Raw genomic sequence first — 22,064 nt, 5'->3', positions numbered from 1 at the left:
TCGAGGGCCGGAGGTCGGGTTTTCCCTACCGACAGCGGCCGTCGGCTCGGGTTAGGGTGCTTGATGATCAAGAAATCCCGACAGAAAGGGCCCGGATGTCCCTCCCGCACCAGGCCGACCCGGCGCCGCCCGCGAGCACCGTCCGCCGGGCGCTCGGACGGCGGCCGGCGGAGTTCCTGTTCTCCGCCTGGCCGCCGCGCTGCTGGCTGCACCTGCTGGGCGGCACGCTATTCGGCCTCGGGCTGCTGGTGGCCCTGGCGGTCCTGCTGGCCGTCGGGATCCTGCTCTCGGTGGCGGGGGTCGGCCTGCTGGTGCTGGCCGGCGTCCCGCTGCTCGCCGTCGGGGTCGCCCGGGTGGAGCGGCGCCGCCTGCGACTGGTGCAGCCCGACCCGCTCGCCGATCCGCACGGGCCCGCGCCCACGGGCCGCGGCCTGCTGCGGCACCGGCTGACGGAGCGGGCCACCTGGCGCGAGTGCGGTTACGCGGCGCTGCTGGCGGTGGTCTTCCCCGGTGCCGGGCTGGGGGTCCTGGCGCTGCTGGCCTTCTGCTGCGCCCTGGTGGTCTCCCCGGTGGTGGTGTGGGCGCTGGCCCCGGAGACGGTGATGCTGATCCCGGGCCGGGCCGTGCCGGGGCCGTTCTCCGCGCTGCCGTTCAGCCTGGCCGGTCTGGCCGGGGTGGCACTGTCGGCGTACGCCGCTGCCTGGCTGACGGCGGGCCAGGTGTGGGTGGCCACCGCCCTGTTGGCCGCCGCGCCCGACGACCGGGACCGGCACCGGGTGGTCGAGCTGACCCGTTCGCGGGCCCGGCTGGCCGACGCCTTCGAGGCCGAGCGGCGGCGGATCGAACGGGACCTGCACGACGGCGCCCAGCAGCAGCTGGTGGCGCTCACCATGACGCTGGGCCTCGCCGAGCTGGAGCTCGGCGCCGCGGCCCCCGAGGCGGCCGCACTGGTCGCCCGGGGCCGCGCCGAGGCCCGCCGGGCACTGGAGCAGCTGCGCGAGCTGGTGCGCGGCATCCACCCGCGGGTGCTGACCGACCACGGGCTGGCCGCCGCGGTGGCCGAGGTGGCCGAGCGCTCGCCGGTCCCGGTCCGGGTGGAGATCGAACTGCCGCGCAGGCTACCGCCGTTGGTGGAGGCCACGGCGTACTTCACCGTGACGGAGGCCCTGGCCAACGCGGCCAAGCACAGCGGCGCGGCCGAGGTCGGCGTCACCGGCACCCTGGCGGACGACCGGCTCGTCCTGCTGATCACCGACGACGGACGGGGCGGCGCCGATCCCGAGGCCGGCACCGGCCTGTCCGGCCTGGCGGACCGTCTGGCGGTGCTGCGCGGCCGGCTGCTGGTCTCCAGCCCGGCCGGCGGCCCGACCCTCGTCCGGGTGGAGGTACCGTGCTCCGGATAGTGCTGGCCGAGGACGCCGTCCTGCTCCGGGCCGGGCTGACCGAGATCCTCGACCGCAGCGGCCACCGGGTGGTGGCCGCCGTCGGCGACGCCCGGGCGCTGGCCGCGGCCGTGGAGGAGCACCGCCCCGACCTCGTCCTCACCGATGTCCGGATGCCGCCGGACTTCCGGGACGAGGGCCTCCGGGCAGCGCTCGAACTGCGCTCCCGTCGAACGGAGTTGCCCGTCCTGGTGCTCTCCCAGTACGTGGCGACCGCCTACGCCGCCCAGCTGCTCGGCGGCGCACCGGGCGGCGGGGGCGGGCTCGGGTACGTGCTCAAGGACCGGGTCGGCGAGGTGGCCGAGTTCCTGGACACGCTGCGCCGGGTCGCCGACGGGCAGACCGTCATCGACCCCGAGGTGGTGCGGGTGCTGCTGGCCCACCGGACGGCGGCCCGCCCGCTCGGCCGGCTCACCCCGCGCGAGCGCGAGGTGCTGGCCCTGATGGCGGAGGGCTGGAACAACCAGTCGATCGCGGCCAGGCTGTGCGTCACCGAGGCCTCGGTGGTCAAGCACTCCGGCAACATCTTCATGAAGCTGGACCTGGACCCGGAGGAGGGCAACCGCCGGGTGCTCGCCGTCCTGGCCCACCTGCGCGGCACCCAGGCCTGATGACGGGCCGTCAGCCCGGCGGACAACATGAGCGCGACTCGCGTTGGAGATTGGCGCACCGCGTTCCGGATGCGGCAGAGTGGGCCCATGAAGCAGGAGACGGACGGCCCCGGCCCGAGCACCAGCCTGCCGGGCGCCCCCGTCCCGCCCCGGCGGCGGCCGGTGCAGCAGCGCAGCCAGGAGCGCTACGAGCGCCTGCTCGACGCCTGCGCCGAGCTGCTGGACGAAGTCGGCCCTGGTGCGCTGACGACCAAGGAGACCGCGCTGCGGGCCGGCGTGCCGATCGGCACGCTCTACCAGTTCTTCTCCGGCAAGGAGAGCCTGCTCTCCGCGCTGGCCTCCCGGAACCTCGACCTCTACCTGGACCGCCTCGGCGGGCGCCTGCGGGCCGAGGCCCCGCCCGGCGTGCCGGGCTTCGTCCACCTGGCGGTGGCCGAGTTCGTCGCGATGAAGCGCGCCGTGCCCGGCTTCGGCCAGCTGGACTTCGGGCTGGTCGAGGTGCTGACCGCCGGGGCGGAGGGCGCCGCCGCCGAGGAGGAGGGCGGGGTGGACGACCAGCACCTGCTGGACACCGAGCTCGACAACAACGCCGCCGTCGCCCAGCGCCTCCAGGCCCTCGGCGGCGGCCTGTTCGCCGGCCCCGGGCACCCGCTGGCACTGCGGGTCGCGCTGGAGTGCGCGGACGCGGTGCTCAAGCTGGCCTTCCGGACCGACCCGCACGGCGACCCCGCGCTGATCGCCGAGTGCGAGCGCCTGCTCCGCTGCTACCTCACCGACCACCAGGCGTCCTGACCGGCCGTTGCGGCCTCCCCGCGCCCGCCGCACAGTGGAGACGGGACCCGCCAGCACAGTGGAAGGAGCCGGACCATGCACGCGACCGCAGGCGACCACCTGGTGATGCACGGCAGGGCGGTCGGGATGAAGGACCGGGAGGGTGAGATCCTCGAGGTGCGCGGCACCCAGGGCGAACCGCCGTACCTGGTGCACTTCGAGGACGGACACGAGGCCCTGGTCTACCCGGGCTCCGACTGCACCGTGATCGAGCGTCAGCAGGCCGCCCACTGAACGGACACCGCCCCCGCCCCCGGCCACCGGAGCACCATGACGGACACCCCGCCCGCCGACCTCCCCGCCCCGCTCGACTCGCTCGCCCCACTGCTGGACAGCTACGGCTACCCGGCGGTGGGGCTGCTGGTCTTCCTGGACAACTGCGGCGTCCCGGTGCCCGGCCAGACCGTGCTGGTGCTGGCGGCGGTGTACGCGGGGGCCGGTCGCCTGAGCATCGCGGGAGTGGTCACCGTCGCCGTGCTGGCGGCCGTCGCGGGCGACAGCCTCGGCTACCTGATCGGCCGCACCGGCGGGCACCGGCTGATCGAGCGCTGGGGCCGGTACGTGCTGCTCACCCCGGAGCGGATGGAACGCGGGGAGCACTTCTTCACCCGGCACGGCGGCAAGGTGGTCACCGTCGCCCGCTTCGTGGACGTGCTGCGCCAGACCAACGGCATCGTGGCCGGCACCACCGGGATGTCCTGGCGGCGCTTCATGCCCGCCAACGTGCTGGGCGCGCTGCTCTGGGTGGGCGTCTGGGCCTCGGCCGGCTACCTGGCCGGGGACAACATCGGGCCGATCTACCGCCAGCTGGCCCGCTACCAGCTGGTCCTGCTCGTCGCGGCCGGCGTGGCCGCCGCCGGGCTGGTGGGGTACCGGCTCCGGCGGCGGCACCTGGCGCGCCGTCAGGACGCGCGGAAGTCCGCCGGACGGTAGGTCAGCGGGCCGAGCGGATCGAGTAGTTGAAGTCGGCGTGGCCGTAGTGGTTCATCAGCCGCAGCCAGAACGGCATCAGCATCTCCAGCCCGCGCGAGGCCGTGATGTCGCCGAGGTCCAGCACCGCGCCCTTGGGCCAGCCGAAGGAGTGCAGCAGCTCGGTCACGTCGGCCTTGGCGGCATCGTCGTTGCCCGCGATGAAGAGCTGGTGGTCGCCCGGCACCCGGCTCGGGTCCACCATCACGTCGCAGTTGAGCGTGTTGAGCGCCTTGACCACCCGGGCCTGCGGGAAGTCCCGCTGGATCTGCTCGCCGATGCTGTCCACGTTCACCGGCTCCAGGCTGACCTCGCCGAGCGGCGAGAAGACCAGCGGGTTGGAGACGTCGATCAGCACCTTGCCGGTCAGGTTCTCGTCGCCGGCCGTCGCCAGCGCCTTGACCGCCACCACACCGGAGACCGCGACGACCAGCAGCTCGCCGAAGGCGGCCGCCTCGGCGAAGGTGCCGTGGCTGCCCTTCTCGCCCGCCTGCTGGGCCCAGGCGACGGCGGTCGGGTTCTGCTCGGTGCGCGAGCCGAGCATCACCTCGTGCCCGAGCTCCACCAGCTTCCCGCCCAGCGCACGACCGACCATGCCCGTACCGATGATCCCGACCCGCATCACACGACTCCCGTCCCTCAACCGGCTGTGGGCCCACACCCTACCGAGCGCACATCGGCACAGCGTGGCCGCCGGGCGAGCGGAGAGTGACGGACCGGTGTGCCTCCGGCCCGGCGGGGAGCGGCATTCGCACCCCCACCGGGCCGGGAAGTCCACCGCGGAACGACACGCGCTCCGTTAAGTCGGTCCCGTACGACCAGGACTACTCGACGGTGACGCTCTTCGCCAGGTTGCGCGGCTTGTCCACGTCCCGGCCGAGTGCCACGGCCGCCCCTCCCCTCCCCCGTCCCGGGGACCCCCGCCGGAGGCGACCCCTCCTACTCGACGGTGACGCTCTTGGCGAGGTTGCGCGGCTTGTCCACATCCCGGCCGAGTGCCACGGCCGCGTAGTACGCCAGCAGCTGGAGCGGGATGTTCAGCAGCAGCGGGTCGAGCTCGGGCTCGGACCGCGGCACGATCACCGTGTGGTCCGCCAGCTTGGCGTCCACCTCGCGGTGGGCCACCGCCAGCACCCGGCCGGAGCGGGCCTTGATCTCGCCGAGGGTGGTGAGGTTCTTGTCCAGCAGCTCGTCGTCCGGCACCAGGGCGACGGTCGGCAGCTCCGGGTTGATCAGCGCGAGCGGTCCGTGCTTCAACTCGCTGGCGGGGTACGCCTCGGCGTGCACGTAGCTGATCTCCTTCAGCTTCTGCGCACCCTCCCGCGCCACGGGGAAGCCCCGCACCCGGCCGATGAACATCATGCCCTCGTGCTTGGCGTACTCCTCGGCCAGCGCGGCGATCTTCTCCTCCTCGGCGAGGATCTCCCGGATCTGGTCGGGCAGCGCCTTGAGGCCCGCCACGATCCGGCGGCCGTCGGCCGGCGAGAGGTCGTGGATGCGGCCGAAGTGCAGGGCCAGCAGGGCGAAGGCGATCACCGTGGAGGTGAAGGCCTTGGTCGAGGCGACCGAGATCTCCGGGCCGGCGTGCAGGTAGATGCCGCCGTCGACCTCGCGGGCGATGGCGCTGCCCACCGTGTTGACGACGCCGAGCACCCGGCCGCCCTTGCGCTTGATCTCCTGGACGGCGGCCAGGGTGTCGTAGGTCTCGCCGGACTGGCTGACCGCGACGTAGAGGGTGTCGGCCTCGATCACCGGGTTGCGGTAGCGGAACTCGGAGGCGGGCTCGCTGTGGGCGGGGATGCGGGCCAGCTCCTCGATCAGTTGGGCGCCCATCTCGCCGGCGTAGTAGGCCGAGCCGCAGCCGAGGATCTTCACCCGGCGGATCTCGCGCAGCACGCGGGCGTCCAGGTTGAGGCCGCCGAGGTGGGCGGTGGCGAAGCGCTCGTCGAGGCGGCCGCCGAGGGTGCGCTCGACCGAGGCGGGCTGCTCGTGGATCTCCTTGTGGAGGTAGTGCTCGTGCCCGGCGGTGTCGTAGGAGTCGATCTCCCAGTCCACGGTGGAGGGCTGACGGGTCACCGTGCGGGCGTCCTCGGTGAAGGTGCGGAAGCCGTCGGCCTTGACCACGGCCAGCTCGCCGTCCTCCAGGTGGACCACCTGGCGGGTGTAGCGGACCAGGGCCGCCACGTCGGAGGCGACGAACATCTCCTTCTCGCCGAGGCCGAGCACGATCGGGCTGCCGTTGCGGGCGACCACGATCCGGTCGGGCTGGGTGGCGTCGAGCACGGCGATGCCGTAGGTGCCGACGACCTTCTTGAGGGCCGAACGGACGGCCTCCTCCAGGTCGACGCCATCGCCCAGGTGGGCGGCGATCAGGTGCGAGAGGGTCTCGGTGTCGGTCTCGGAGCGGAAGACGGCGCCGTCGGCGGTCAGCTTGGCGCGCAGCTCCTCGGCGTTCTCGATGATGCCGTTGTGGACCACGGCGATCCGCTCGGCGTTGTCCAGGTGCGGGTGGGCGTTGGCGTCGCTCGGCACGCCGTGGGTGGCCCAGCGGGTGTGCCCGATGCCGGTGGTGCCCTTGAAGCGGGCCGGGACGGCGGCGGCCAGGTCGGCCACCCGGCCCTTGGTCTTGCAGACCTTCAGGCCGCCGGTCTTGCCGGTGACGGCGATGCCCGCCGAGTCGTACCCCCGGTACTCCAGGCGCTGCAGGCCCTCCAGCAGGAAGGCGGTGGCGTCCTTCGGGCCGATGTAGGCGACGATTCCGCACATGTGGTGGTAACTCCTCTGATCCCGCCGCCCCCTGAGGCGGCGTCAGCCGTAGACGATCCGGCGCAGCTGACGCACGGACAGCTCGGGCGCCGCGACCCGGCGCGCGGCGAGCTCTCCGGTCAGCCGGTCGAAGATCCTCTCGTTGGTCAGTCCTCGTGCCTGCAGCTCACCGTGACGGCGGCGGACGTACTCCTCGGTGGTCTCCGAGAAGTACGCGAGCACCTCCGCGACCACCCGTACGGCCTCGCCCGGTCCCAGTGGGGTGGTCCGGGTGAGGTGGACGAGCAGGTCTTCATGAGGGTGCGGTGAGGCGGACACGAGAGGGGAGCCTATGCGTTCTCGGTCGTCCAATCCAATAATCGTGCCCGAAATCGGGCAGGGATCCCCCTCTTCCGACGCAACGGGGCCGTATTGGTCCGTACCACGGGGTCGGCCGACCGGATGAGGAGAAGCTGTGAGAGCCTGTGGCTCCGGTGACCGGGGGGCCCGTCCCTCGTTGACCAGTCGGCCGAGCCGACACTCCCGAATGGCCGTCAGAAACGCTCCGTTTCGGTCGAGAACAGCCAGGATGGGAACCGCCACCGTCCGTAGCGACCGCCGGGGGACCGAAGCACATGCAGCCGCGACTCTTCGCGATCATCACCGCCTTCCTGCTGGGCGCGCTCGGCCTCGGCTCGGTGGCCGTGACCGAGTGGACGCCACCGGCGCCGAAGACCGCGGCCGCCGCCCCGGCCACCCAGCAGGCGGCGATCGTCCCGGCCGGCGCCTCGCCCTCCCCCTCCGGGGACCCGGCGGTGTGGACCCGCTCCACCCTGCGCAACAAGCTGATGGCGAAGATGGACGCCACCGACCCGGGCCAGGCCCTGGCGGACCTGGACGCGATCACCAAGAAGCTCCCCTACACGGTGCGCTTCTGCCACCCGATCGCCCACGAGCTCGGCCACTCCGCGGTCAAGCGCTTCAACGCCGACTTCCAGAAGGTCATCTCCTTCCCGCACGAGACCTGCGCGGCCGGCTACCTGCACGGCGCGGTGGAGGAGATGCTGAACGCCTCCGCCAACCCGGAGGAGGACCTGCTCAAGCTCTGCGCCCCGGCCAACAAGGGCCCGTGCATCCACGGCGTCGGCCACGGCACGATGTTCGTCGCCAAGCAGGACGTGGCCAAGGCCCGCGCGCTGTGCAACAAGTTCCCCACCGACAGCCGGAAGATCACCTGCTCCGAGGGCCTCTTCATGCAGCTGTTCGGCCCCGACGAGGAGGACGAGAAGGCCAAGGCCAACCTCGACCCGGCCGCCCTCGCCAAGGACCCGCTCTACCCCTGCAAGGACCAGCCCTCGCTCTTCCAGTCGGCCTGCTTCTTCTACGCGCCGACCTTCTACCTCTCCTCGCACGACTACGCCAACAACCCCGGCGTCTTCGCCGACGCGCTCAAGTGGTGCCTCAACGGGGTCGCCTCCGGCGGCGCCCAGGACTGCTCGCGCGGGGTCGGCTCGCGGACCATGAAGTACAACCTGGACCGCGAGGACTGGGCGGCCAACCAGTGCGCCACCGCCGCCGACGGCTGGCAGCGCAAGGCCTGCACCCAGGGCCTGATGAGCTACTACACCGTCAACTACACCGAGTCCGGCGCCGGCGCCCGGCTCTGCTCGAAGATCACCAACAAGGAGATCCAGGGCTACTGCCGCTCCGCCGGCGGCCTCTCCAGCACCCTGGACTGAGGCCGGCCGACACCCGGGTCCGGTCGTGGTCACCCCGGGGGCGCGGGGAACTGCGCGCTGGGGAACGGCAGGACGTGGAACCGGCTCGCCTGCCCCGATCCAGCGCTGGGCCGCCTTCCGTTCCGCGCAGTTCCCCGCGCCCCCGGGGCGACCTGGCACCACGCGGCGCGCGCGGTGTCCACCCGCCGGACGGCGGGGACCGGGCGACCGGGCGCCGCGTACGATCGAGCGCACCGGGTACGTCGAGGAAGCCGTCCCTCCACAGCCGTCTGATGGAGCGCCAGCATGAGCACCACCCCTTCCACCTCGCACGAGGACTTCCGCAGCGCCGCCCGGGCCGTCGCCGACCTGGCCGCCGACCACCTCGCCGGGGTGGCCGACGGCCCCGTCTGGCAGCCGATGGCCGAGGCCGACCGGCGGGCCCTGCTGGAACTCCCGCTGCCCGAGGACGGCACCCCGCTGGACGGGCTGCTCAAGGTGATCGAGCGTCAGGTGCTCAGCGCCCCGATGGGCAACGGGCACCCCGCCTTCTTCGGCTGGGTCAACTCCGCGCCCGCCCCCGCCGGCGTGCTGGCCACCCTGGCCGCCGCCGCGACCAACCCCAGCTCGGCCGGCGGCGACCACGCCGACGTGCACCTGGAGCGCGCGGTGGTGCGCTGGATCGCCGAGCTGGTCGGCTTCCCCGCCGCCGTCCCCTCCGCCGCCAAGGGCACCCCGGGCGGCATCCTCACCTCCGGCACCTCGATGGCCACCATCCTCTGCCTGGCCGCCGCCCGGCACCGGGCCGCCGTCCGGGCCGGGCACGACCTGCGGGCCGACGGCCTGTCCGGCCTGCCCCCGCTGATCGCCTACGCCACCGCCGAGACGCACTCCTGCGTCCGCAAGGCCGTCGAGCTGCTGGGCCTGGGCAGCCGCCACCTGCGGACCGTCGCCGAGGACTCCGACGGCCGGCTCGACCCGGCCGCCCTGTCCGAGGCGGTGGCCGCCGACCGGGCCGCCGGGCTGCTCCCCTTCCTGGTGGTCGCCTCCGCCGGGACGGTGGGCACCGGCGCGGTGGACGCCTTCGACCCGATCGCCGACGTGGCCGAGGCCGAGGGCCTGTGGCTGCACGTGGACGGCGCGTACGGCGCCTGGGGCGTGCTGGACCCGGTGATCGCCGACCGCTACGCGGGCATGCACCGGGCCGACTCGCTCGCCCTGGACCCGCACAAGTGGCTGGGCGTGCCGGTGGACTGCGGCTGCGCACTGGTGCGCGACGCCGACGCGCTGCGCGACTCCTTCTCCCTCGTCCCCTCCTACCTGCGGGACGCGGCGGCCGGGGACTTCGGCTGGTTCTCCGAGTACGGCATGGAGCAGACCCGCCCGTTCCGCTCGCTCAAGGTCTGGGCCACCATCGCCCACAAGGGCCGGGCCGGCCTCTCCGCCGACATCGCCCGCACCACCGAACTCGCCCGCCACCTCGGCGCGTTGGTCGAGGCCGACCCGGAGCTGGAGCTGACCGCCCCGGTCCACACCTCGATCGTCGCCTTCCGCCACACCGGCGGCGACGCCGTCAACCACGACCTCCCCGCCGCCGTCCAGGCACGCGGCCGGGCCTTCGTCACCGGCGCCGTCCACCGCGGCCGCGAGATCCTCCGGGCCTGTCTGCTGAACCCGGCCACCACGGAGGCCGACCTGGAGCTGCTGCTGGCCGAAGTCCGCGCCGCAGCGCGCGAACTGACGGACCGTCCGTCCGCTTCCTGAAGCGGCCCAAGGACCGTTCGAATGCCCTCCGCAGAGATTAACCAACAGGTCACGGGGGATTCGTGATCGTGAAACACCGGCAGAGCACCATGTTTCCATGGACAGCACCTCTCACCTCGCCCAGCAGCCCGCCGCCCCCTCCCGGGCGCAGCGGCGCAGCGCCCGCAACCACCGCTGGCGCCACTCCACCACCGAGCTCGCCGCCGTCTTCGTCGCGGTGGCGGCCGCCGACCTGGTCGCCAACACGGTCGTGCACGGCCACGACGGACCGCTGCTGCTGGTCCTCTCGGCCCTCGCCCTGGTCGCCACGGCGGTGTTCCACGCATGGTGGGCACACCGGCATCCGCACGGACCGCCCGGCCCCGACCCCACCGCACCCCCGGGCGGCCCCGAGGCGGCCCCGGTGACCGGCCCGCTGGACGAGCACGTGCCCACCGCGCTCTGGCGGCTGCGCGCCACCGTCTCCGACTCCCCCGGCAGCCTGGCCCGGATCTGCACCGAACTGGCCGGCCGGCAGGTCTCCATCGTCTCGATGCAGACCCACCCGCTGCCCGCGGGCGCGGTGGACGAGTTCCTGGTCCGCGCCCCGCTGCCGCTCGGCCGCACCGAGCTCGCCCGGGCCGTCGCGGCCGGCGGCGGCACCGACATCTGGACCGACCGGGCCGACGCCCACGACCTGGTGGACGAGCCCACCCACGTGCTCGCCCTGGCCACCCGCACTGCGCTGGACGCGGCCGAACTCCCGGTCGCGCTGCGCAAGTTGTTCGGCCGGTGCACGATCCGGCAGTTCCCGGGCGGCGGGGCCGCCGCGGCGGCCGGGATGGACGGCCACCTGATGCGGCTGCCCGTGCCCTCCGGCGACCTGATCGAACTCAGCCGCCCGCACCTGCCGTTCACCCCCACCGAGTTCGCCCGGGCCCAGGCCCTGGTCGAGCTGGACTCCCTGCTCGGCCCCCGGGTCCCCCAGGTCAAGGCCCGCCTGCGGCTGCCCGCCGGCACCGACCTCACCGTCCGCCGGGCCGACACCTCCGACAAGGCCGAAGCCCTGGCCATGCACGCCCGCTGCTCCCCCGACACCCTCCGCAAGCGCTACCACGGCCCCGTCCGCGACGCCGACCGCTACCTCGACCACCTGCTCGACCCCCGGCACGGCCAGACCCTGGTCGCCGAGGCCCCCGACGGCCGGATCGTCGCCCTCGCCCACCTGATGTGGGACGACGAGGGCGCGGAGGTCGCCCTGCTGGTCGAGGACGCCTGGCAGCGCCGCGGCCTCGGCGTCGACCTGCTCCGCCGGATGGCCGCCCTCGCCCTCGAGGCCGGCGTCCCCACCGTCTACGCCGTCACCCACGCCGCCAACACCGGCCTCATCTCCACCATGCGCCGCCTCTCCGCCCCCCTCGACTACCAGGTCGAGGACGCCACCCTCGTCATCACCGCCCACCTCACCCAGGCCACCGAACCCCTCCCCGCCCCCTGGCCCACCCGCTGACACCGCGCCGTCCGGGACCCGGCGATGCCCCGTGCGCGGGTCGCGCCGGTCCCGGAAGGTGCGTCAGGTGATGCTGCGGACCGGACCGCGCCGGGGCGGCCCGACGGAAGAACGGAGCGCTCGGAGAACGGGCCGGGGAGAGCCGGCCGCGGCCCACCGTGGACAGCCCTACCGCGAGCAGGCTACCCGCCGGTAAGGTTCGGGGTCCGTTCGAGAACCTGGGGGCCGGCATGGGTGCCGTCGTACGTTCCGATGCCGTCCGCGAGCACGAGCGGACTCGCGCCGCACTCGTCGGCGCCGTCACCCGACTCGGACAACTCCTCTCCGGCACACAGGACTTGGACGCTCCGTCCGGACTTCCGAGCTGGACCGTGGGTGACACCGCCGCCCACCTGGCCGCCGTACACCTCGCCTACTCCTCCGCCGTCACCGACGAGCCGGTCGACTGGTCCGGCATCCTGCCTAGCGGCGAGGACGGCCTGCTGGCCGAACGGATCGCCGCCGTCAACGCCAAGGCCATCGCCCTCTTCGACGGCGAACAGCGGTCCCGCATCGGCGAGTTCATCAGCGAACGGGCCGCCACCTTCCTCGGGGCCACCGCCGGCCTGGACCCCGAGGACCCGGTCGCCACCCCCTGGTACGGCCCCGAGCGCTCGCTCACCGTCGCCGCCGCCACGGGGCTGGTGCTCAGCGAGACCCTGCTCCACGGCCTCGACATCGCCCGCGGCACCGGCGACGCCTGGCCCATCACCCAGGACGAGGCCTCCCTGGTGCTCGGTCAGGCGATCCCCACCATGATGCCGCTCGCCCTGGACACCACCCGCTCCCGCGGCGTCCGGCGCTCCTTCGACCTCGCCTTCGACGGCGGACTCCGCCTCTCCGTGGTGGTGGACGACGGCACCATGACCGTCACCCGCGACGACACCCCCACCCGCCCCCACGACTGCCGGATCACCGCCGACCCGGTCACCTTCCTGCTGGTCTCCTTCAAGCGCGCCCCGATGTGGAAGGCCATCGCCCTCGGCAGGATGCGCGCCGGCGGTCGCAAGCCCTGGCTGGCCACCAGCCTCAGCAAGCTGGTCGCCACCCCCTGAGCGGGCGCATACGGCCGAGGGCACTCAGTCCGAGTTCGACCAGACCAGCACGCCGGGGCCGAACTCGGTGGTCACCGGGACGTGTGCCTCGGTGGCCTCCGCCAGCCGCGTCTCGTCGACGCCGATGCGGCTGAGGGTCGGGCCGAGGCCGTCCGACGAGGTACCGACGGGGAGGACGATGTGCTCCACCGCGGCGCGCAGGGCGTCGAGGTGCTGCGGGACGGCGTCCATCGGGGTCCCCACGCCGCCCAGCCGGTCGACGAACAGGTCGATCAGCGCGGCGTGGCCCACCGTCGACTCCGTCGGGACGAGGTGGCCCTCGATTCCCGCCCGGCGGCACAGCGTTCCTGCGTACTGGAGCTCGTAGACCACGCCCGTGGGGGCCTCGATCACCACGTAGAGCCAGTCGTGTGCGAGGGCTTCGACGTGGTCGAGGTCGACGTGGAGGCGGCGGCGGTCCATGGCGGCATCCTGCCGGTGCGCCGGGCGGGCCACGTCGGCACCCCTCACACGAACCGGCGCGCGCGGCTCCGCAGCCGGGCGACGACCACCGGCAGGGCGGACCCGACCGCGGCCAGGACGGCGGCCGCGACCCAGTGGCGGACCTGTTGGCCCATCAGCAGGCAGCAGACCGCGCCGAAGAAGGCCCCGGCGGCCGGGACCAGGGCGGCGTGGCGCTCGGCGGTGGTGTCGACGAGCGAGGCCACGCAGAAGTAGGCGGTGACGAAACCGGCGAACAGCGCGAAGGTGTACCAGCCACCGCCGTCCGGCACGGAGTAGCCGCGCCCTCTGTGCACCAGGCCCACGTCGACCGTCCCGGCCACCGCCCAGAAGAACGCCCCCGAAGCCACCACACCGGCCGCCACGCGCCACCCCGTACTCGTCACCCGGTGATCGTAGGCCCGGACCGCCGCACGGCGCACCGGGATTGCCCGGCCGACGCCCTGCTCGAGGAACACTCCGCAGCAGCTCATGGAGCGCTGGCGCCACCAGCGCGATGAGGCCGAAGTCGCGGCGCTTCACCCGGCCGGGCCCGGGGCGTTCGCCGTCACGTCTCCCCTCCCGGCGGCCCGCCCGCGCTGCGGGAGACCCTAGTCCGCCCACACCCGGACCAGGCAGCGCCCCTCCCCCGGCTCCGGCTCCGGCTCCGGCTCCGGCGGGTCGGTGAAGGCCGTCCGGCCGTGCAGCACCGCCATGTTGTCGACGAGCAGCAGGTCGCCCCGGCGCAGCGGCACCCGTAGGGCGAGGCCCGGCTCGGCGAGGACCTCCTCGAAGGCGTCCAGGGCGGACAGCTGAGCGCCCGTCAGGGGGAGCCCGCGCTCGGCATGACCCCGTCCGATCCAGTAGCGGTTGTACTGCACGTCCAGACGTCCGTCCCGGCGCCGGAAGACGGGGTAGGTGCGGGCGAAGTCCGGGCCGTCGCCGAAGTGGAAGTCCGCGTAGAGCGGCGCGAGCGCCCTCGGTCGGGAGGCGAGCAGCGCGTCGTGGACGGCGTGTCCGCTGACCAGGAGCGACTCACCGCCGGTCGCCGCCGGCCGTACGCACAGCAGGCCCAGCAGCCGCGGCGGCCCCGGGTACATCGCCCGGTCCGTGTGGAGGTCGAGCCCGGCCTCGTCGCGTGCCGCGCCCGCGACCACCAGGCTGTCGGCCGGCCGTGCCGGGTCCTCCGGCCGCACCGTACCGAGCCCCGCCAGGTACCGCCGGGCGACCCGTACGCACTCGCCGTCCGTCAGCCCGTCCAGCCCGATCCCCCGGACCACGGCCAACCCCGGCCCGCGCCGGAGCCGCTCGGCGAGCTCGGACACCGGACAGTCGGCCGCTACCGCCCAGTCCCGCTCGTCCAGCTGTGCACCTCGCCACACCGAGGACCCCGCCACTGCGGTCAGCAGCTCCATCAATCCCCCCTCCCCCGGCCACCCCGGGCCGGGCCCGACGACACCGCGAGGTTAGGCCCCCGCGCCGCGCCGGTCACCCGTCCTGACGCCCCGTCGGACGGATACGACCGGAAACCGCCCTACCCATCGGCCGGGAGGTCCACGCGGCCCCCCGCGTGCGGGCCGGGTGCGTATCCCTCGGCGGCCGGCGGCAGTGCCGCGACGCACGCCGCCGAGCAGGCGTTGACCAGCAACGGCAGTGCGTCCGTGGCCACTTGGAGCGTCAACCACACCTGGTGCAGCCCGCCCCCGGCGATCGGCCGGTCGCAGACGCTGCAGCCGTGGACGGCCGTCGGCCCCCACCGCTTGGGATCGAGGTCGGTCAGGTCCACTCCGACGGAGTCCCGGACCGGCCGCAGCCGGGGGAACGGCGGACGGAACTTGTGGTTGCCGAACAGTGCACGCGTGCTCACCGTGCTGCGCACCAGCCGCGTGCAGCGGGTGATCTCGTACGGGAACCAGTGCAGCCGGCCCGAGGTGTACGGGGTGAACTCCTCCAGCGCGGTCATCGCGCCGATCTCCGGCGGGAGGCGGACCAGGTTGCTGCCGTAGAGCACGAGGTGCCGGACGGAGGTCAGACCGGCGATGCTCGGCGGCAGGGTGACGACCTGCCGCCGCTCCTCCGGGCTCAGCTCCGCCAACGGCCGGAACTCCTCGCGCCCGTCCTCAACCGCCTCGTCCACCAGCTCCAGCAGCCGCAGCCACCCGGGCGCCGAGAGGTCCTGCCGCTCACGGTGGAAACCCACCCGGGCCCGCGGGTACCGGGCCGTCCGGCTGAAGCACCGGCAGACCTCCTGGGCCGCTCCCCGGTCCGCCCCGCCCGTCCACCGCATCCAGCTCGCTCCACTTGGCATGACGCCACCCTACGGACCGCGGCGAGACCCCTCAGACCCGGGCCACCAGGACGTACCGCTCGTCGTGGACCGGGCCGCCCCACAACTCCGGTACGGCGCTGAGGTGGTCGACCCGCAGCTCGGTGACCAGCGGCCGGACCGCCGCCGTCAGGCCGTCCGCGCCGATCCCGCCCTGCCAGGGGAGCAGTTCCGCGCCGGCCACGTACGGCTCCGCTTCCGCCTCCGGCCCCGACTCGCGCCACCGACCCTCCACCAACACCAACTGCCCGCCGGGCCGCAGCCGCCCGACCCACTCGCGCAGCGCGGCCTCGGGGTCGGGCAGCGTCCAGAGCAGGTGGCGCGAGAGCAGTACGTCGAACCGCTCGTCCCCGGTCGGCGGCGCCGACGCGTCCCCGACCAGGAAGCGGGCCGGACGACTGGCCGCGGCCAGCTTCCCGCGCGCCCGCTCGACCATGGCCGGCGCCAGGTCGACGCCCGTCACGCGGTGGCCGGCCTCCGCGAGCAGCAGCGACAACGATCCCGTCCCGCAGCCGAGGTCCAGCACGTCGAGCGGTGCCCCGGACGGGAGCCAGGAGTCCAGTGACCGCGCCCAGGCCAGCCGGGTGTGAGTGGCCGTCAGACCGTGGTCGGGCTCGTCGTCGAAGGTCGGTGCGGCGGCATTCCAGTACCCGGCGATGGCGGAGCTACGGTCGTCCATGTCCGGCATCCTCCCAGCCGCCCCTGACATTTCCGGAAGCCGTCGCCCCACCCGCGGAAGCGTCCGGCCCCTCCGACTTCCCCTGCCTCCAGCCGACGATTGTCACCGGCGGATGCCAGGGTCTCCCGGTATGGAGATCGACGAGTTCTGGCAGATCGTGGAGACGGCCCGGCGGCAGCCCGGGCCGGTGGACGAGGCACTGGTGGGCGAACTGACGAAGCGTTCGCCGGAGGAGGTGGTCGCGTTCCAGGGGCATCTCGACCGCCTGCGCGAGGCGGTGTACCGCTGGGACGTGTGGGCCGCCGCCTACCTGCTGCACGGCGGCTGCTCCGACGACAGCTTCATGGACTTCCGGGCAGGGCTGATCGCCCTCGGCCGGGACTGGTACGAGCGGGCCGCCGCCTCGCCCGACGCCCTGGCCGACCACCCCGTGGTCCTCGCCGACGCGCCCGACGCGGACTGCGACGACCTCTTCCAGGAGGGCGTGCTCTACGCGCCCGCCGAGGCCTGGACCCGCCTCACCGGTGACCGCGACGCCTTCTACCGCGCCGCCGCGCGTCCCGCCGCCGCCACCCCGCCCGACATGGGCGAGGACTTCGACTTCGACGACGACGCGGAGATGGCGCGGCGCCTGCCCCGCCTCGCGGCCCTCTACCTCTGAAGCTTTACCAAACGGTCGACCAACGCACGCCGCGCGCCCGGTAGTTTCCAAGGCATCCACCGAACACCACCACAGGCGCCCGCCCCTGGCCGGGCCGCCTGCCGAAAGGACGTGCCGTGAACCTCGTCGACCTTCCCGCCGCCGCCGCTCAGCTCCCCGCTGCCTGGAGCTCCCGCGTCCTCGCGGAGGTCGGCACCGCCACCGTCAAGCTCCTGCACATGGACGGCCGCGCCCTCCCTCTTGAGAGCCACCCCACCCCGGAGGTCCTCCTGGTCATCGAGGGTCGCCTCGAACTCCTCGTCGCCGGCACCGAACTCACCCTCGTCGCAGGCGAGTTGTACCACGTACCCGCGCACACCGGACACGCCGTCCGCCCCGGCAGCCACGGCACCCTCCTCATCGTCGAGGTCCCGGAGGAGGACCCCGCCGATTGAACCGGGCCGGCTACGTCCTGGCCGCGTTCTCCAGGTAGCCGGCCACCTGGTGGCGTTCGGACTCGTCCCACCCAGGGTCGACCAGTGCGGCGGGGTGGGGGAGGTGGTCGCTCCCCGCCGTGCCCCAGAAGCCGATCAACCTCACCCTGCGGCGAACGGGCCGCGCCTCCGCCTCCGACATGCCCGCAGCCTGTCACGGCAGGCCACCCGCCGACCAGGAGTCCGACGCGGTCAGCCCTTGTGGCGCTTCGCGTAGCGCTCGCCGGCTCCGCCGACGGCCAGGCCGACCGCCATCATCACCACGTAGCCGAAGACCTCCCACCCCGAGGGGACCAGGAAGCGGGTGAAGCCCAGGAAGTGGATCCAGCCGAACAGCTCGTGCAGCAGCCCGGAGGCGCCGCCGACCAGGAGGACGAAGGCGAGCAGGTTGGCGACGGAGGTGAGCGGCGGGTTCTTCGACGTGCCGGAGGAGGAGCTCATGCCACGACGCTAGCCGGGCCCGCGCGAGTCGGGCATCCTCCGTGAGTCTCGAACCCGCTCGACGAAAGTAGGACACTAGCCGCCGCAGGTGAGGTCCTTCGCGGGGAGGCGGCCCGTGGTGAGGTAGCGATTGACGGGGCCGTCGGCGCAGGACGGGCCGGCCACCACCACGCCGTGGCCCTCGCCGCCGGCGACCGTGACCATCCGGGCGCCGTGCAGGGCGCGCCGCATGCCCCGGGCCATGGCGAGCGTCGTCTTGGGGTCCCACTCGTTCTGCACGATCAGGGCGTTGACCTCGTTGTCCACCACCGTGGCGGGCTCTCGGGCGGCCGACTTCCAGAAGGCGCACGGCTGGATGTTGGCGGCCAGGTCGCCGGCCAGCGGACGGGTGGCCCGGTCCCGGATCGCGTCCCGGCGGTACTGCTCGGGGTCGCGCGGCCAGCTCCGGGTGTCGCCGCAGAAGACGGCCCAGGCTGCGGCGACCGCGTTGTCCGACGGAGCCTCGACGGCCACGGCGGGGGCACCAGCGGCACCGGCCGATCCGCCCGCAGCCGCCGTCTTCAGCGCGACGACCCATGGCGTGACGGTCTCGACGTGGACGAAGCCCTCGTACCGCAGCCGGATCGCGTCACCGCTCAGCGTCTCACCGCCGACCGTGATCGGCGTGCGGTCGGCCCGCGCGACCAACTCCCAGAAGCCCGCGCGGACTTCGGCGGCCGTCGCTCCCAGCCCGTACGCGGAGTTCCGCGCCGCCGCCCACTCCGTCCAGCGGGTGAAGGCCAGTTCGGCGCCCTCCGACCAGCCGCGGAAGGTACCCCGCCAGGCGAGGGCCGGGTCGAGGGCGCTGTCGAGCACGAAGCGGTCCGCCCGCCGGGGGAACAGCTGCGTGTAGACGGCGCCCAGGTAGGTGCCGTAGGAGTGGCCGAGGTAGGAGATCCTCCGCTCCCCCAGGGCCGCCCGCACCACGTCCATGTCCCGGGCGGTGTTGCGGGTGGTGAGGTGCGGCAGCAGGTCCGCCGACTTGGACCAGCACTTCTCGGCGACCGACCGCGCCCGGGCCACGTCCTTCTCGAAGGTCGCCGCCGAGTACGGGTGGTGGACCGTCATCTCGTCCGCCGTCAGGCCGCAGCCGACCGGCGAGCTCTGCCCGACCCCGCGCGGGTCGAACCCGATCAGGTCGTAGCGGTCCCGCACCTCCGCCGACAGCACCGGTTCGATGTCCACGGGCAGGGTCAGCCCGGGGCCGCCCGGTCCGCCCGGGTTCATCAGCAGCACGCCGCGCCGCTTCGCGGGGTCGCCCGCCCTGACCCGCGACACCGCGATGCCGATGGTCCGGCCGCCGGGGTCCGCGTAGTCCAGCGGCACCCTGACCTCGGTGCACTCCAGCCGCGCGTCTCCGTTGACGTCACAGCGCTCCCAGCGGAGTTGCTGCTTGCCGTACCCCTCCACCGAGCCCTCCGCCGCGACTGCGGCCGCCGGGGTGAGCCCGGCCATCAACGCCGCCACCGCGCCCACCGTCAGTGCGGAAACAGTGCGTCCATCTCGCAGAACCATGCCGGCCCCCTGTGCGGTATCAGTACCTCGGATGTCCATCAGTCTCCGATCCGCCACGCCCCCTCCCCGTACGACGTCGGGATGGCTTCATGATCCAACTCATGGAGGAGCGGGACGCGCCACCCCCTACGGGAACGCGCCGCGCGACCCTGACGCCCCGGTCCGCCAGGGCAGCGCCAACCTCGGGCACGCCGAACGGAGCTGAGGGAACATCAGCACCTGGCCGGCCGCCGGCCTCGGTGGACGCCTCCGCCGAGGCCCACCGCCCCGAGGGGGTTGACGGACCAGAAGTGTGAGTGGTTTATTACTCATATGCAGACGGGACGCCAACGCCAACTCTCCACCGCCGACGAACGCCGCGAGACGGTGCTCCGCACCGCCATCGGCGCCTTCGCGGCCCGGGGGTACTTCGGCACCACGACCACCGAGGTCGCCAAGGCCGCCGGGATCTCCCAGGCGTACGTGTACCGGCTGTTCCCGAGCAAGGAGGCACTGTTCGCCGCCGTGGTCGAGCACTGCTTCGTCCAGGTCCGCGCCGCACTCGAACGCGGCGCGGCCGAGGCGAAGGGCAGCGCGGCGGAGGCGGTCCTCGCCTCGATGGGGGACGCGTACGCCAAGCTGATCAGCGACAACGACCTGCTCCTGGTCCAGTTGCACGCCCAGGCGGCCGCCGTCTCGGTGCCGGCCGTCCGCGACGCGGTCCGGGCGGGGTACGCCCGGGTGGTGGAGTACGTACGGGGCGCCTCCGGCGGGGACGAGCGGCAGGTGCAGGAGTTCTTCGCGGTGGGCATGCTCTGCCACCTCATCGTCTCGCTCGACGTCGAGTCGGTGGACGCGCCGTGGACCCGCACGCTCAGCGCGGGGATCACGCACTACTGAGAGCAGCGGGCGGTCCTGACGGACCGCCACTCTCAGGCCCGAAGAGTGAGTGGTCAACCACTCATCAGCAGAATCCAAGGGGGGACACCATGCACCGCACCGCACTCACCACCCTCGCCACGGCCCAGTTCACCGTGGTCCTCAGCACCTCCGTGGTGAACGTCGCCCTGCCGCAGATCCGCGACGGCGTCGGCCTCTCCCCCGACGGCACGGCCTGGGTGGTCAACGCCTACGGGCTGGCCTTCGGGGCCTTGCTCCTGCTCGGCGGCCGGGCGGCCGACCTGCTCGGGCCGCGCCGGGTGCTGACCGCCGGGCTGGCCCTGTTCGCCGCCGCCTCGGTGGCGGCCGGGCTCGCCGACGGACCCTGGCTGCTCGTCGGTTCCCGGGCCGTGCAGGGGATCGGCGCGGCGGCCGCCGCCCCCGCCGCACTCGCCCTGCTGGTGGGGCTCTTCCCACCGGGGGCCGCCCGGGCCCGGGCGCTCGGGGTCTGGGGCGCGGTCTCGGGAGCGGGCGGGGCGGCCGGGGTACTGCTCGGCGGGGTGCTCACCGAGGCGGTCGGCTGGCGCTGGATCTTCCACGTCTGCGCCCTCCTCGCCGCGCTGGCCCTCGCCGCCGCGCTCCGCACCGTCCCGCCCGACGCCCCGCGCGGAGGTGTCGCACCGTCAGCCGGCCTGCCCGGGGCGCTCGTCGGCGCCGCCGCGGTCGTCACCCTGGTCCAGGGCCTGACCTCGGCCCGCGCCGACGGCTGGGCCTCCCCCGCGGTGCTGGGCCCGCTCGCCGCCGCCGCGCTGCTCCTCCTGCTCTTCCGCCGGACCCAACGACGCTCGGCCGCACCGCTGGTGCCGCCAGGGCTGCTGAGCAGCGGCACCGTCCGCCCGGCCAACCTGCTGATGGCCCTGCTCGGTGCCGTCTGGGTCGGACTGTTCTTCTTCCTCCCGCTCCTCCAGCAACAGGTGCTCGGCGCCGGCCCCTTGGCCACCGGCCTGGCCCAACTCCCGCTCGCCGTCGCCAACATGGCGGGCGCCGCACTCGCGCCACGGCTGGCCGGGACGCTCGGCCCGCACCGGACCCTGGCCACCGCCCTGCTCGCCCAGGCCGCCGGACTTCTCTGGCTGGCGCTGCTCGCCGCCCCCGGCACCGCGCTCGCCGCCCTGACCGCACCGACCGTGCTGATCGGCCTCGGGCTCGGCACCGCCTTCGTCCAGCTCACCGGCGCGGCGGTGGACGGGGTCCGGCCGGAGCACACCGGCGTGGCCGGCGGACTGGTGAACACCACCCGCCAACTGGGCGGCGCCGTCGGCCTGGCCCTGCTCTCCACCGCCTCCGCCACCACCCCGGCCACCACCCACCGCACCGCCTTCCTGCTCACCGCGGCGCTGGCCACCACGGCCGCCGCGCTCACCCCCTTCCTCCGCAACACCACCACCGAAGGAGCCACCCGATGAACGCCCGGAACACCCAGCACATCCAGATCGACCGCACCGCCCCCGCCGTCGTCGAACTCTCCACCACCGTCCGGGCCCCGCTCACCCGCCTCTGGGACCTGCACACCGACATCGCCGCCTGGCCGAGCTGGCTGCCCGACGTCGACCGCGCCGAGACCGACGGCGGCCCGCTCGGCGTCGGCTCGGTCTTCCGCTGGCACACCCACGGCCTGGACATCACCTCCACCGTGCTGGAGCTCGTCCCCGGCGAGCGGATCGTCTGGGGCGGCCCGGCCCACGGCATCGAGGGCGTCCACGTCTGGACCTTCGAGCAGACCGCCCCGGACGAGGTGACCGTCCGCACCGAGGAGTCCTGGAGCGGCGCCCCCGTCGACGCCGAGCCCGAGGCGCTCGGCCAGGCCCTCCGGCAGTCGCTGGAGAGCTGGCTCACCACGCTCCGCACCACCGCCGAAGCCCGCTGACC

At 73.9% G+C, this 22,064-nt stretch carries 25 protein-coding genes; 14 read left to right on the top strand and 11 right to left on the bottom strand.

What is annotated here, in order from left to right; genetic code table 11:
- Positions 1–95: 95 nt before the first annotated feature.
- From ACWCYY_RS05680 to ACWCYY_RS05660, 5 genes are all read left to right on the top strand, one after another.
- Positions 96–1,403 (top strand): sensor histidine kinase, encoded by a 1,308-nt coding sequence (locus ACWCYY_RS05680; RefSeq protein WP_449795214.1) that lies wholly within the window; start codon positions 96–98, stop codon positions 1,401–1,403.
- Positions 1,391–2,053 (top strand): response regulator, encoded by a 663-nt coding sequence (locus ACWCYY_RS05675; protein WP_449795213.1) that lies wholly within the window; start codon positions 1,391–1,393, stop codon positions 2,051–2,053. Before ACWCYY_RS05680 ends, ACWCYY_RS05675 begins: the two co-directional genes overlap by 13 nt.
- A gap of 87 nt (positions 2,054–2,140) precedes the next feature.
- Positions 2,141–2,845, top strand: coding sequence for a TetR family transcriptional regulator (locus ACWCYY_RS05670; RefSeq protein WP_449795212.1), 705 nt, complete (start codon positions 2,141–2,143; stop codon positions 2,843–2,845).
- Positions 2,846–2,920: 75 nt separating this feature from the next.
- A complete protein-coding gene (locus tag ACWCYY_RS05665) occupies positions 2,921–3,118 on the top strand; it encodes a DUF1918 domain-containing protein (protein ID WP_345287459.1) in 198 nt (65 codons plus the stop codon).
- Between the two features lie 36 nt (positions 3,119–3,154).
- On the top strand, positions 3,155–3,817 hold the full coding sequence (locus ACWCYY_RS05660; protein ID WP_449795211.1) for a DedA family protein: 663 nt from the start codon (positions 3,155–3,157) through the stop codon (positions 3,815–3,817).
- Between the two features lies 1 nt (position 3,818).
- Here ACWCYY_RS05660 and ACWCYY_RS05655 read toward each other — a convergent pair whose 3' ends face one another.
- The 3 genes from ACWCYY_RS05655 to ACWCYY_RS05645 all read right to left on the bottom strand — a co-directional run bounded on the left by ACWCYY_RS05655 (position 3,819) and on the right by ACWCYY_RS05645 (position 6,937).
- Positions 3,819–4,475: an NADPH-dependent F420 reductase gene (locus tag ACWCYY_RS05655; RefSeq protein WP_449795210.1), complete on the bottom strand. Its 657-nt coding sequence runs from the start codon at positions 4,473–4,475 to the stop codon at positions 3,819–3,821.
- 317 nt (positions 4,476–4,792) lie between these two features.
- Positions 4,793–6,619 carry a glutamine--fructose-6-phosphate transaminase (isomerizing) gene (glmS, locus tag ACWCYY_RS05650; protein ID WP_449795209.1) on the bottom strand — a complete coding sequence of 609 codons (1,827 nt, stop codon included), beginning with the start codon at positions 6,617–6,619 and terminating at the stop codon, positions 4,793–4,795.
- A 42-nt stretch (positions 6,620–6,661) separates the two neighbouring features.
- A complete protein-coding gene (locus ACWCYY_RS05645) occupies positions 6,662–6,937 on the bottom strand; it encodes a hypothetical protein (protein ID WP_345287467.1) in 276 nt (91 codons plus the stop codon).
- A 296-nt stretch (positions 6,938–7,233) separates the two neighbouring features.
- Between ACWCYY_RS05645 and ACWCYY_RS05640 the strand changes: the two genes are divergently transcribed.
- The 4 genes from ACWCYY_RS05640 (at position 7,234) to ACWCYY_RS05625 (ending at position 12,663) form a co-directional block, all read left to right on the top strand.
- On the top strand, positions 7,234–8,337 hold the full coding sequence (locus ACWCYY_RS05640) for a hypothetical protein (RefSeq protein WP_345287469.1): 1,104 nt from the start codon (positions 7,234–7,236) through the stop codon (positions 8,335–8,337).
- 285 nt (positions 8,338–8,622) lie between these two features.
- Positions 8,623–10,080, top strand: coding sequence for a pyridoxal phosphate-dependent decarboxylase family protein (locus tag ACWCYY_RS05635; protein ID WP_345287471.1), 1,458 nt, complete (start codon positions 8,623–8,625; stop codon positions 10,078–10,080).
- A 97-nt stretch (positions 10,081–10,177) separates the two neighbouring features.
- The gene (locus ACWCYY_RS05630; RefSeq protein WP_380148502.1) at positions 10,178–11,569 is read left to right on the top strand and encodes a GNAT family N-acetyltransferase; all 1,392 of its coding nucleotides are present in this window, start codon (positions 10,178–10,180) and stop codon (positions 11,567–11,569) included.
- Between the two features lie 230 nt (positions 11,570–11,799).
- A complete protein-coding gene (locus tag ACWCYY_RS05625) occupies positions 11,800–12,663 on the top strand; it encodes a maleylpyruvate isomerase family mycothiol-dependent enzyme (protein WP_449795208.1) in 864 nt (287 codons plus the stop codon).
- Between the two features lie 24 nt (positions 12,664–12,687).
- Here ACWCYY_RS05625 and ACWCYY_RS05620 read toward each other — a convergent pair whose 3' ends face one another.
- The 5 genes from ACWCYY_RS05620 to ACWCYY_RS05600 form a co-directional block, all read right to left on the bottom strand.
- A complete protein-coding gene (locus ACWCYY_RS05620; protein WP_380148497.1) occupies positions 12,688–13,125 on the bottom strand; it encodes a DUF6210 family protein in 438 nt (145 codons plus the stop codon).
- A 44-nt stretch (positions 13,126–13,169) separates the two neighbouring features.
- On the bottom strand, positions 13,170–13,550 hold the full coding sequence (locus tag ACWCYY_RS05615; RefSeq protein WP_380148495.1) for a hypothetical protein: 381 nt from the start codon (positions 13,548–13,550) through the stop codon (positions 13,170–13,172).
- A 204-nt stretch (positions 13,551–13,754) separates the two neighbouring features.
- The gene (locus tag ACWCYY_RS05610; protein WP_449795207.1) at positions 13,755–14,558 is read right to left on the bottom strand and encodes a TauD/TfdA family dioxygenase; all 804 of its coding nucleotides are present in this window, start codon (positions 14,556–14,558) and stop codon (positions 13,755–13,757) included.
- A gap of 119 nt (positions 14,559–14,677) precedes the next feature.
- A complete protein-coding gene (locus tag ACWCYY_RS05605) occupies positions 14,678–15,451 on the bottom strand; it encodes a leucine-rich repeat domain-containing protein (RefSeq protein ID WP_380148491.1) in 774 nt (257 codons plus the stop codon).
- Positions 15,452–15,482: 31 nt separating this feature from the next.
- The gene (locus ACWCYY_RS05600) at positions 15,483–16,148 is read right to left on the bottom strand and encodes a class I SAM-dependent methyltransferase (protein WP_449795206.1); all 666 of its coding nucleotides are present in this window, start codon (positions 16,146–16,148) and stop codon (positions 15,483–15,485) included.
- 130 nt (positions 16,149–16,278) lie between these two features.
- Between ACWCYY_RS05600 and ACWCYY_RS05595 the strand changes: the two genes are divergently transcribed.
- Together ACWCYY_RS05595 and ACWCYY_RS05590 are read left to right on the top strand one after the other, a co-directional pair.
- Entirely contained in the window at positions 16,279–16,809 is a 531-nt protein-coding gene (locus ACWCYY_RS05595) for a DUF4240 domain-containing protein (RefSeq protein ID WP_449795205.1), read from the top strand.
- A gap of 116 nt (positions 16,810–16,925) precedes the next feature.
- The gene (locus ACWCYY_RS05590; RefSeq protein WP_449795204.1) at positions 16,926–17,243 is read left to right on the top strand and encodes a cupin domain-containing protein; all 318 of its coding nucleotides are present in this window, start codon (positions 16,926–16,928) and stop codon (positions 17,241–17,243) included.
- A gap of 10 nt (positions 17,244–17,253) precedes the next feature.
- Here the strand turns inward: ACWCYY_RS05590 and ACWCYY_RS05585 are convergent, their stop codons facing one another.
- From ACWCYY_RS05585 to ACWCYY_RS05575, 3 genes are all read right to left on the bottom strand, one after another.
- On the bottom strand, positions 17,254–17,424 hold the full coding sequence (locus tag ACWCYY_RS05585; protein ID WP_449795203.1) for a hypothetical protein: 171 nt from the start codon (positions 17,422–17,424) through the stop codon (positions 17,254–17,256).
- Positions 17,425–17,474: 50 nt separating this feature from the next.
- Positions 17,475–17,723: a hypothetical protein gene (locus ACWCYY_RS05580; protein ID WP_345286713.1), complete on the bottom strand. Its 249-nt coding sequence runs from the start codon at positions 17,721–17,723 to the stop codon at positions 17,475–17,477.
- A gap of 75 nt (positions 17,724–17,798) precedes the next feature.
- Entirely contained in the window at positions 17,799–19,277 is a 1,479-nt protein-coding gene (locus ACWCYY_RS05575; RefSeq protein ID WP_449795202.1) for an alpha/beta hydrolase, read from the bottom strand.
- Positions 19,278–19,589: 312 nt separating this feature from the next.
- Between ACWCYY_RS05575 and ACWCYY_RS05570 the strand changes: the two genes are divergently transcribed.
- The 3 genes from ACWCYY_RS05570 (at position 19,590) to ACWCYY_RS05560 (ending at position 22,062) form a co-directional block, all read left to right on the top strand.
- The gene (locus ACWCYY_RS05570) at positions 19,590–20,156 is read left to right on the top strand and encodes a TetR/AcrR family transcriptional regulator (protein ID WP_449795201.1); all 567 of its coding nucleotides are present in this window, start codon (positions 19,590–19,592) and stop codon (positions 20,154–20,156) included.
- An 89-nt stretch (positions 20,157–20,245) separates the two neighbouring features.
- Entirely contained in the window at positions 20,246–21,601 is a 1,356-nt protein-coding gene (locus tag ACWCYY_RS05565) for an MFS transporter (RefSeq protein ID WP_449795200.1), read from the top strand.
- On the top strand, positions 21,598–22,062 hold the full coding sequence (locus ACWCYY_RS05560) for an SRPBCC family protein (RefSeq protein WP_449795199.1): 465 nt from the start codon (positions 21,598–21,600) through the stop codon (positions 22,060–22,062). The genes ACWCYY_RS05565 and ACWCYY_RS05560 overlap by 4 nt, the downstream gene beginning before the upstream one ends.
- Positions 22,063–22,064: the final 2 nt, after the last annotated feature.

The sequence above is a fragment of the Kitasatospora sp. NPDC001664 genome, assembly GCF_053596675.1.
This window is presented reverse-complemented; position numbering and strand designations above follow the sequence as displayed.

Bases quoted from the DNA above. Each gene is read 5' to 3' on its own strand.
- ACWCYY_RS05680 (WP_449795214.1), top strand. From the start codon at position 96: ATGTCCCTCCCGCACCAGGCCGACCCGGCGCCGCCCGCGAGCACCGTC.
- ACWCYY_RS05670 (WP_449795212.1), top strand. From the start codon at position 2,141: ATGAAGCAGGAGACGGACGGCCCCGGCCCGAGCACCAGCCTGCCGGGC.
- ACWCYY_RS05665 (WP_345287459.1), top strand. From the start codon at position 2,921: ATGCACGCGACCGCAGGCGACCACCTGGTGATGCACGGCAGGGCGGTC.
- ACWCYY_RS05660 (WP_449795211.1), top strand. From the start codon at position 3,155: ATGACGGACACCCCGCCCGCCGACCTCCCCGCCCCGCTCGACTCGCTC.
- ACWCYY_RS05655 (WP_449795210.1), bottom strand. From the start codon at position 4,475: ATGCGGGTCGGGATCATCGGTACGGGCATGGTCGGTCGTGCGCTGGGC.
- glmS (WP_449795209.1), bottom strand. From the start codon at position 6,619: ATGTGCGGAATCGTCGCCTACATCGGCCCGAAGGACGCCACCGCCTTC.
- ACWCYY_RS05640 (WP_345287469.1), top strand. From the start codon at position 7,234: ATGCAGCCGCGACTCTTCGCGATCATCACCGCCTTCCTGCTGGGCGCG.
- ACWCYY_RS05635 (WP_345287471.1), top strand. From the start codon at position 8,623: ATGAGCACCACCCCTTCCACCTCGCACGAGGACTTCCGCAGCGCCGCC.
- ACWCYY_RS05630 (WP_380148502.1), top strand. From the start codon at position 10,178: ATGGACAGCACCTCTCACCTCGCCCAGCAGCCCGCCGCCCCCTCCCGG.
- ACWCYY_RS05625 (WP_449795208.1), top strand. From the start codon at position 11,800: ATGGGTGCCGTCGTACGTTCCGATGCCGTCCGCGAGCACGAGCGGACT.
- ACWCYY_RS05620 (WP_380148497.1), bottom strand. From the start codon at position 13,125: ATGGACCGCCGCCGCCTCCACGTCGACCTCGACCACGTCGAAGCCCTC.
- ACWCYY_RS05610 (WP_449795207.1), bottom strand. From the start codon at position 14,558: ATGGAGCTGCTGACCGCAGTGGCGGGGTCCTCGGTGTGGCGAGGTGCA.
- ACWCYY_RS05605 (WP_380148491.1), bottom strand. From the start codon at position 15,451: ATGCCAAGTGGAGCGAGCTGGATGCGGTGGACGGGCGGGGCGGACCGG.
- ACWCYY_RS05600 (WP_449795206.1), bottom strand. From the start codon at position 16,148: ATGGACGACCGTAGCTCCGCCATCGCCGGGTACTGGAATGCCGCCGCA.
- ACWCYY_RS05595 (WP_449795205.1), top strand. From the start codon at position 16,279: ATGGAGATCGACGAGTTCTGGCAGATCGTGGAGACGGCCCGGCGGCAG.
- ACWCYY_RS05585 (WP_449795203.1), bottom strand. From the start codon at position 17,424: ATGTCGGAGGCGGAGGCGCGGCCCGTTCGCCGCAGGGTGAGGTTGATC.
- ACWCYY_RS05580 (WP_345286713.1), bottom strand. From the start codon at position 17,723: ATGAGCTCCTCCTCCGGCACGTCGAAGAACCCGCCGCTCACCTCCGTC.
- ACWCYY_RS05575 (WP_449795202.1), bottom strand. From the start codon at position 19,277: ATGGTTCTGCGAGATGGACGCACTGTTTCCGCACTGACGGTGGGCGCG.
- ACWCYY_RS05570 (WP_449795201.1), top strand. From the start codon at position 19,590: ATGCAGACGGGACGCCAACGCCAACTCTCCACCGCCGACGAACGCCGC.
- ACWCYY_RS05565 (WP_449795200.1), top strand. From the start codon at position 20,246: ATGCACCGCACCGCACTCACCACCCTCGCCACGGCCCAGTTCACCGTG.
- ACWCYY_RS05560 (WP_449795199.1), top strand. From the start codon at position 21,598: ATGAACGCCCGGAACACCCAGCACATCCAGATCGACCGCACCGCCCCC.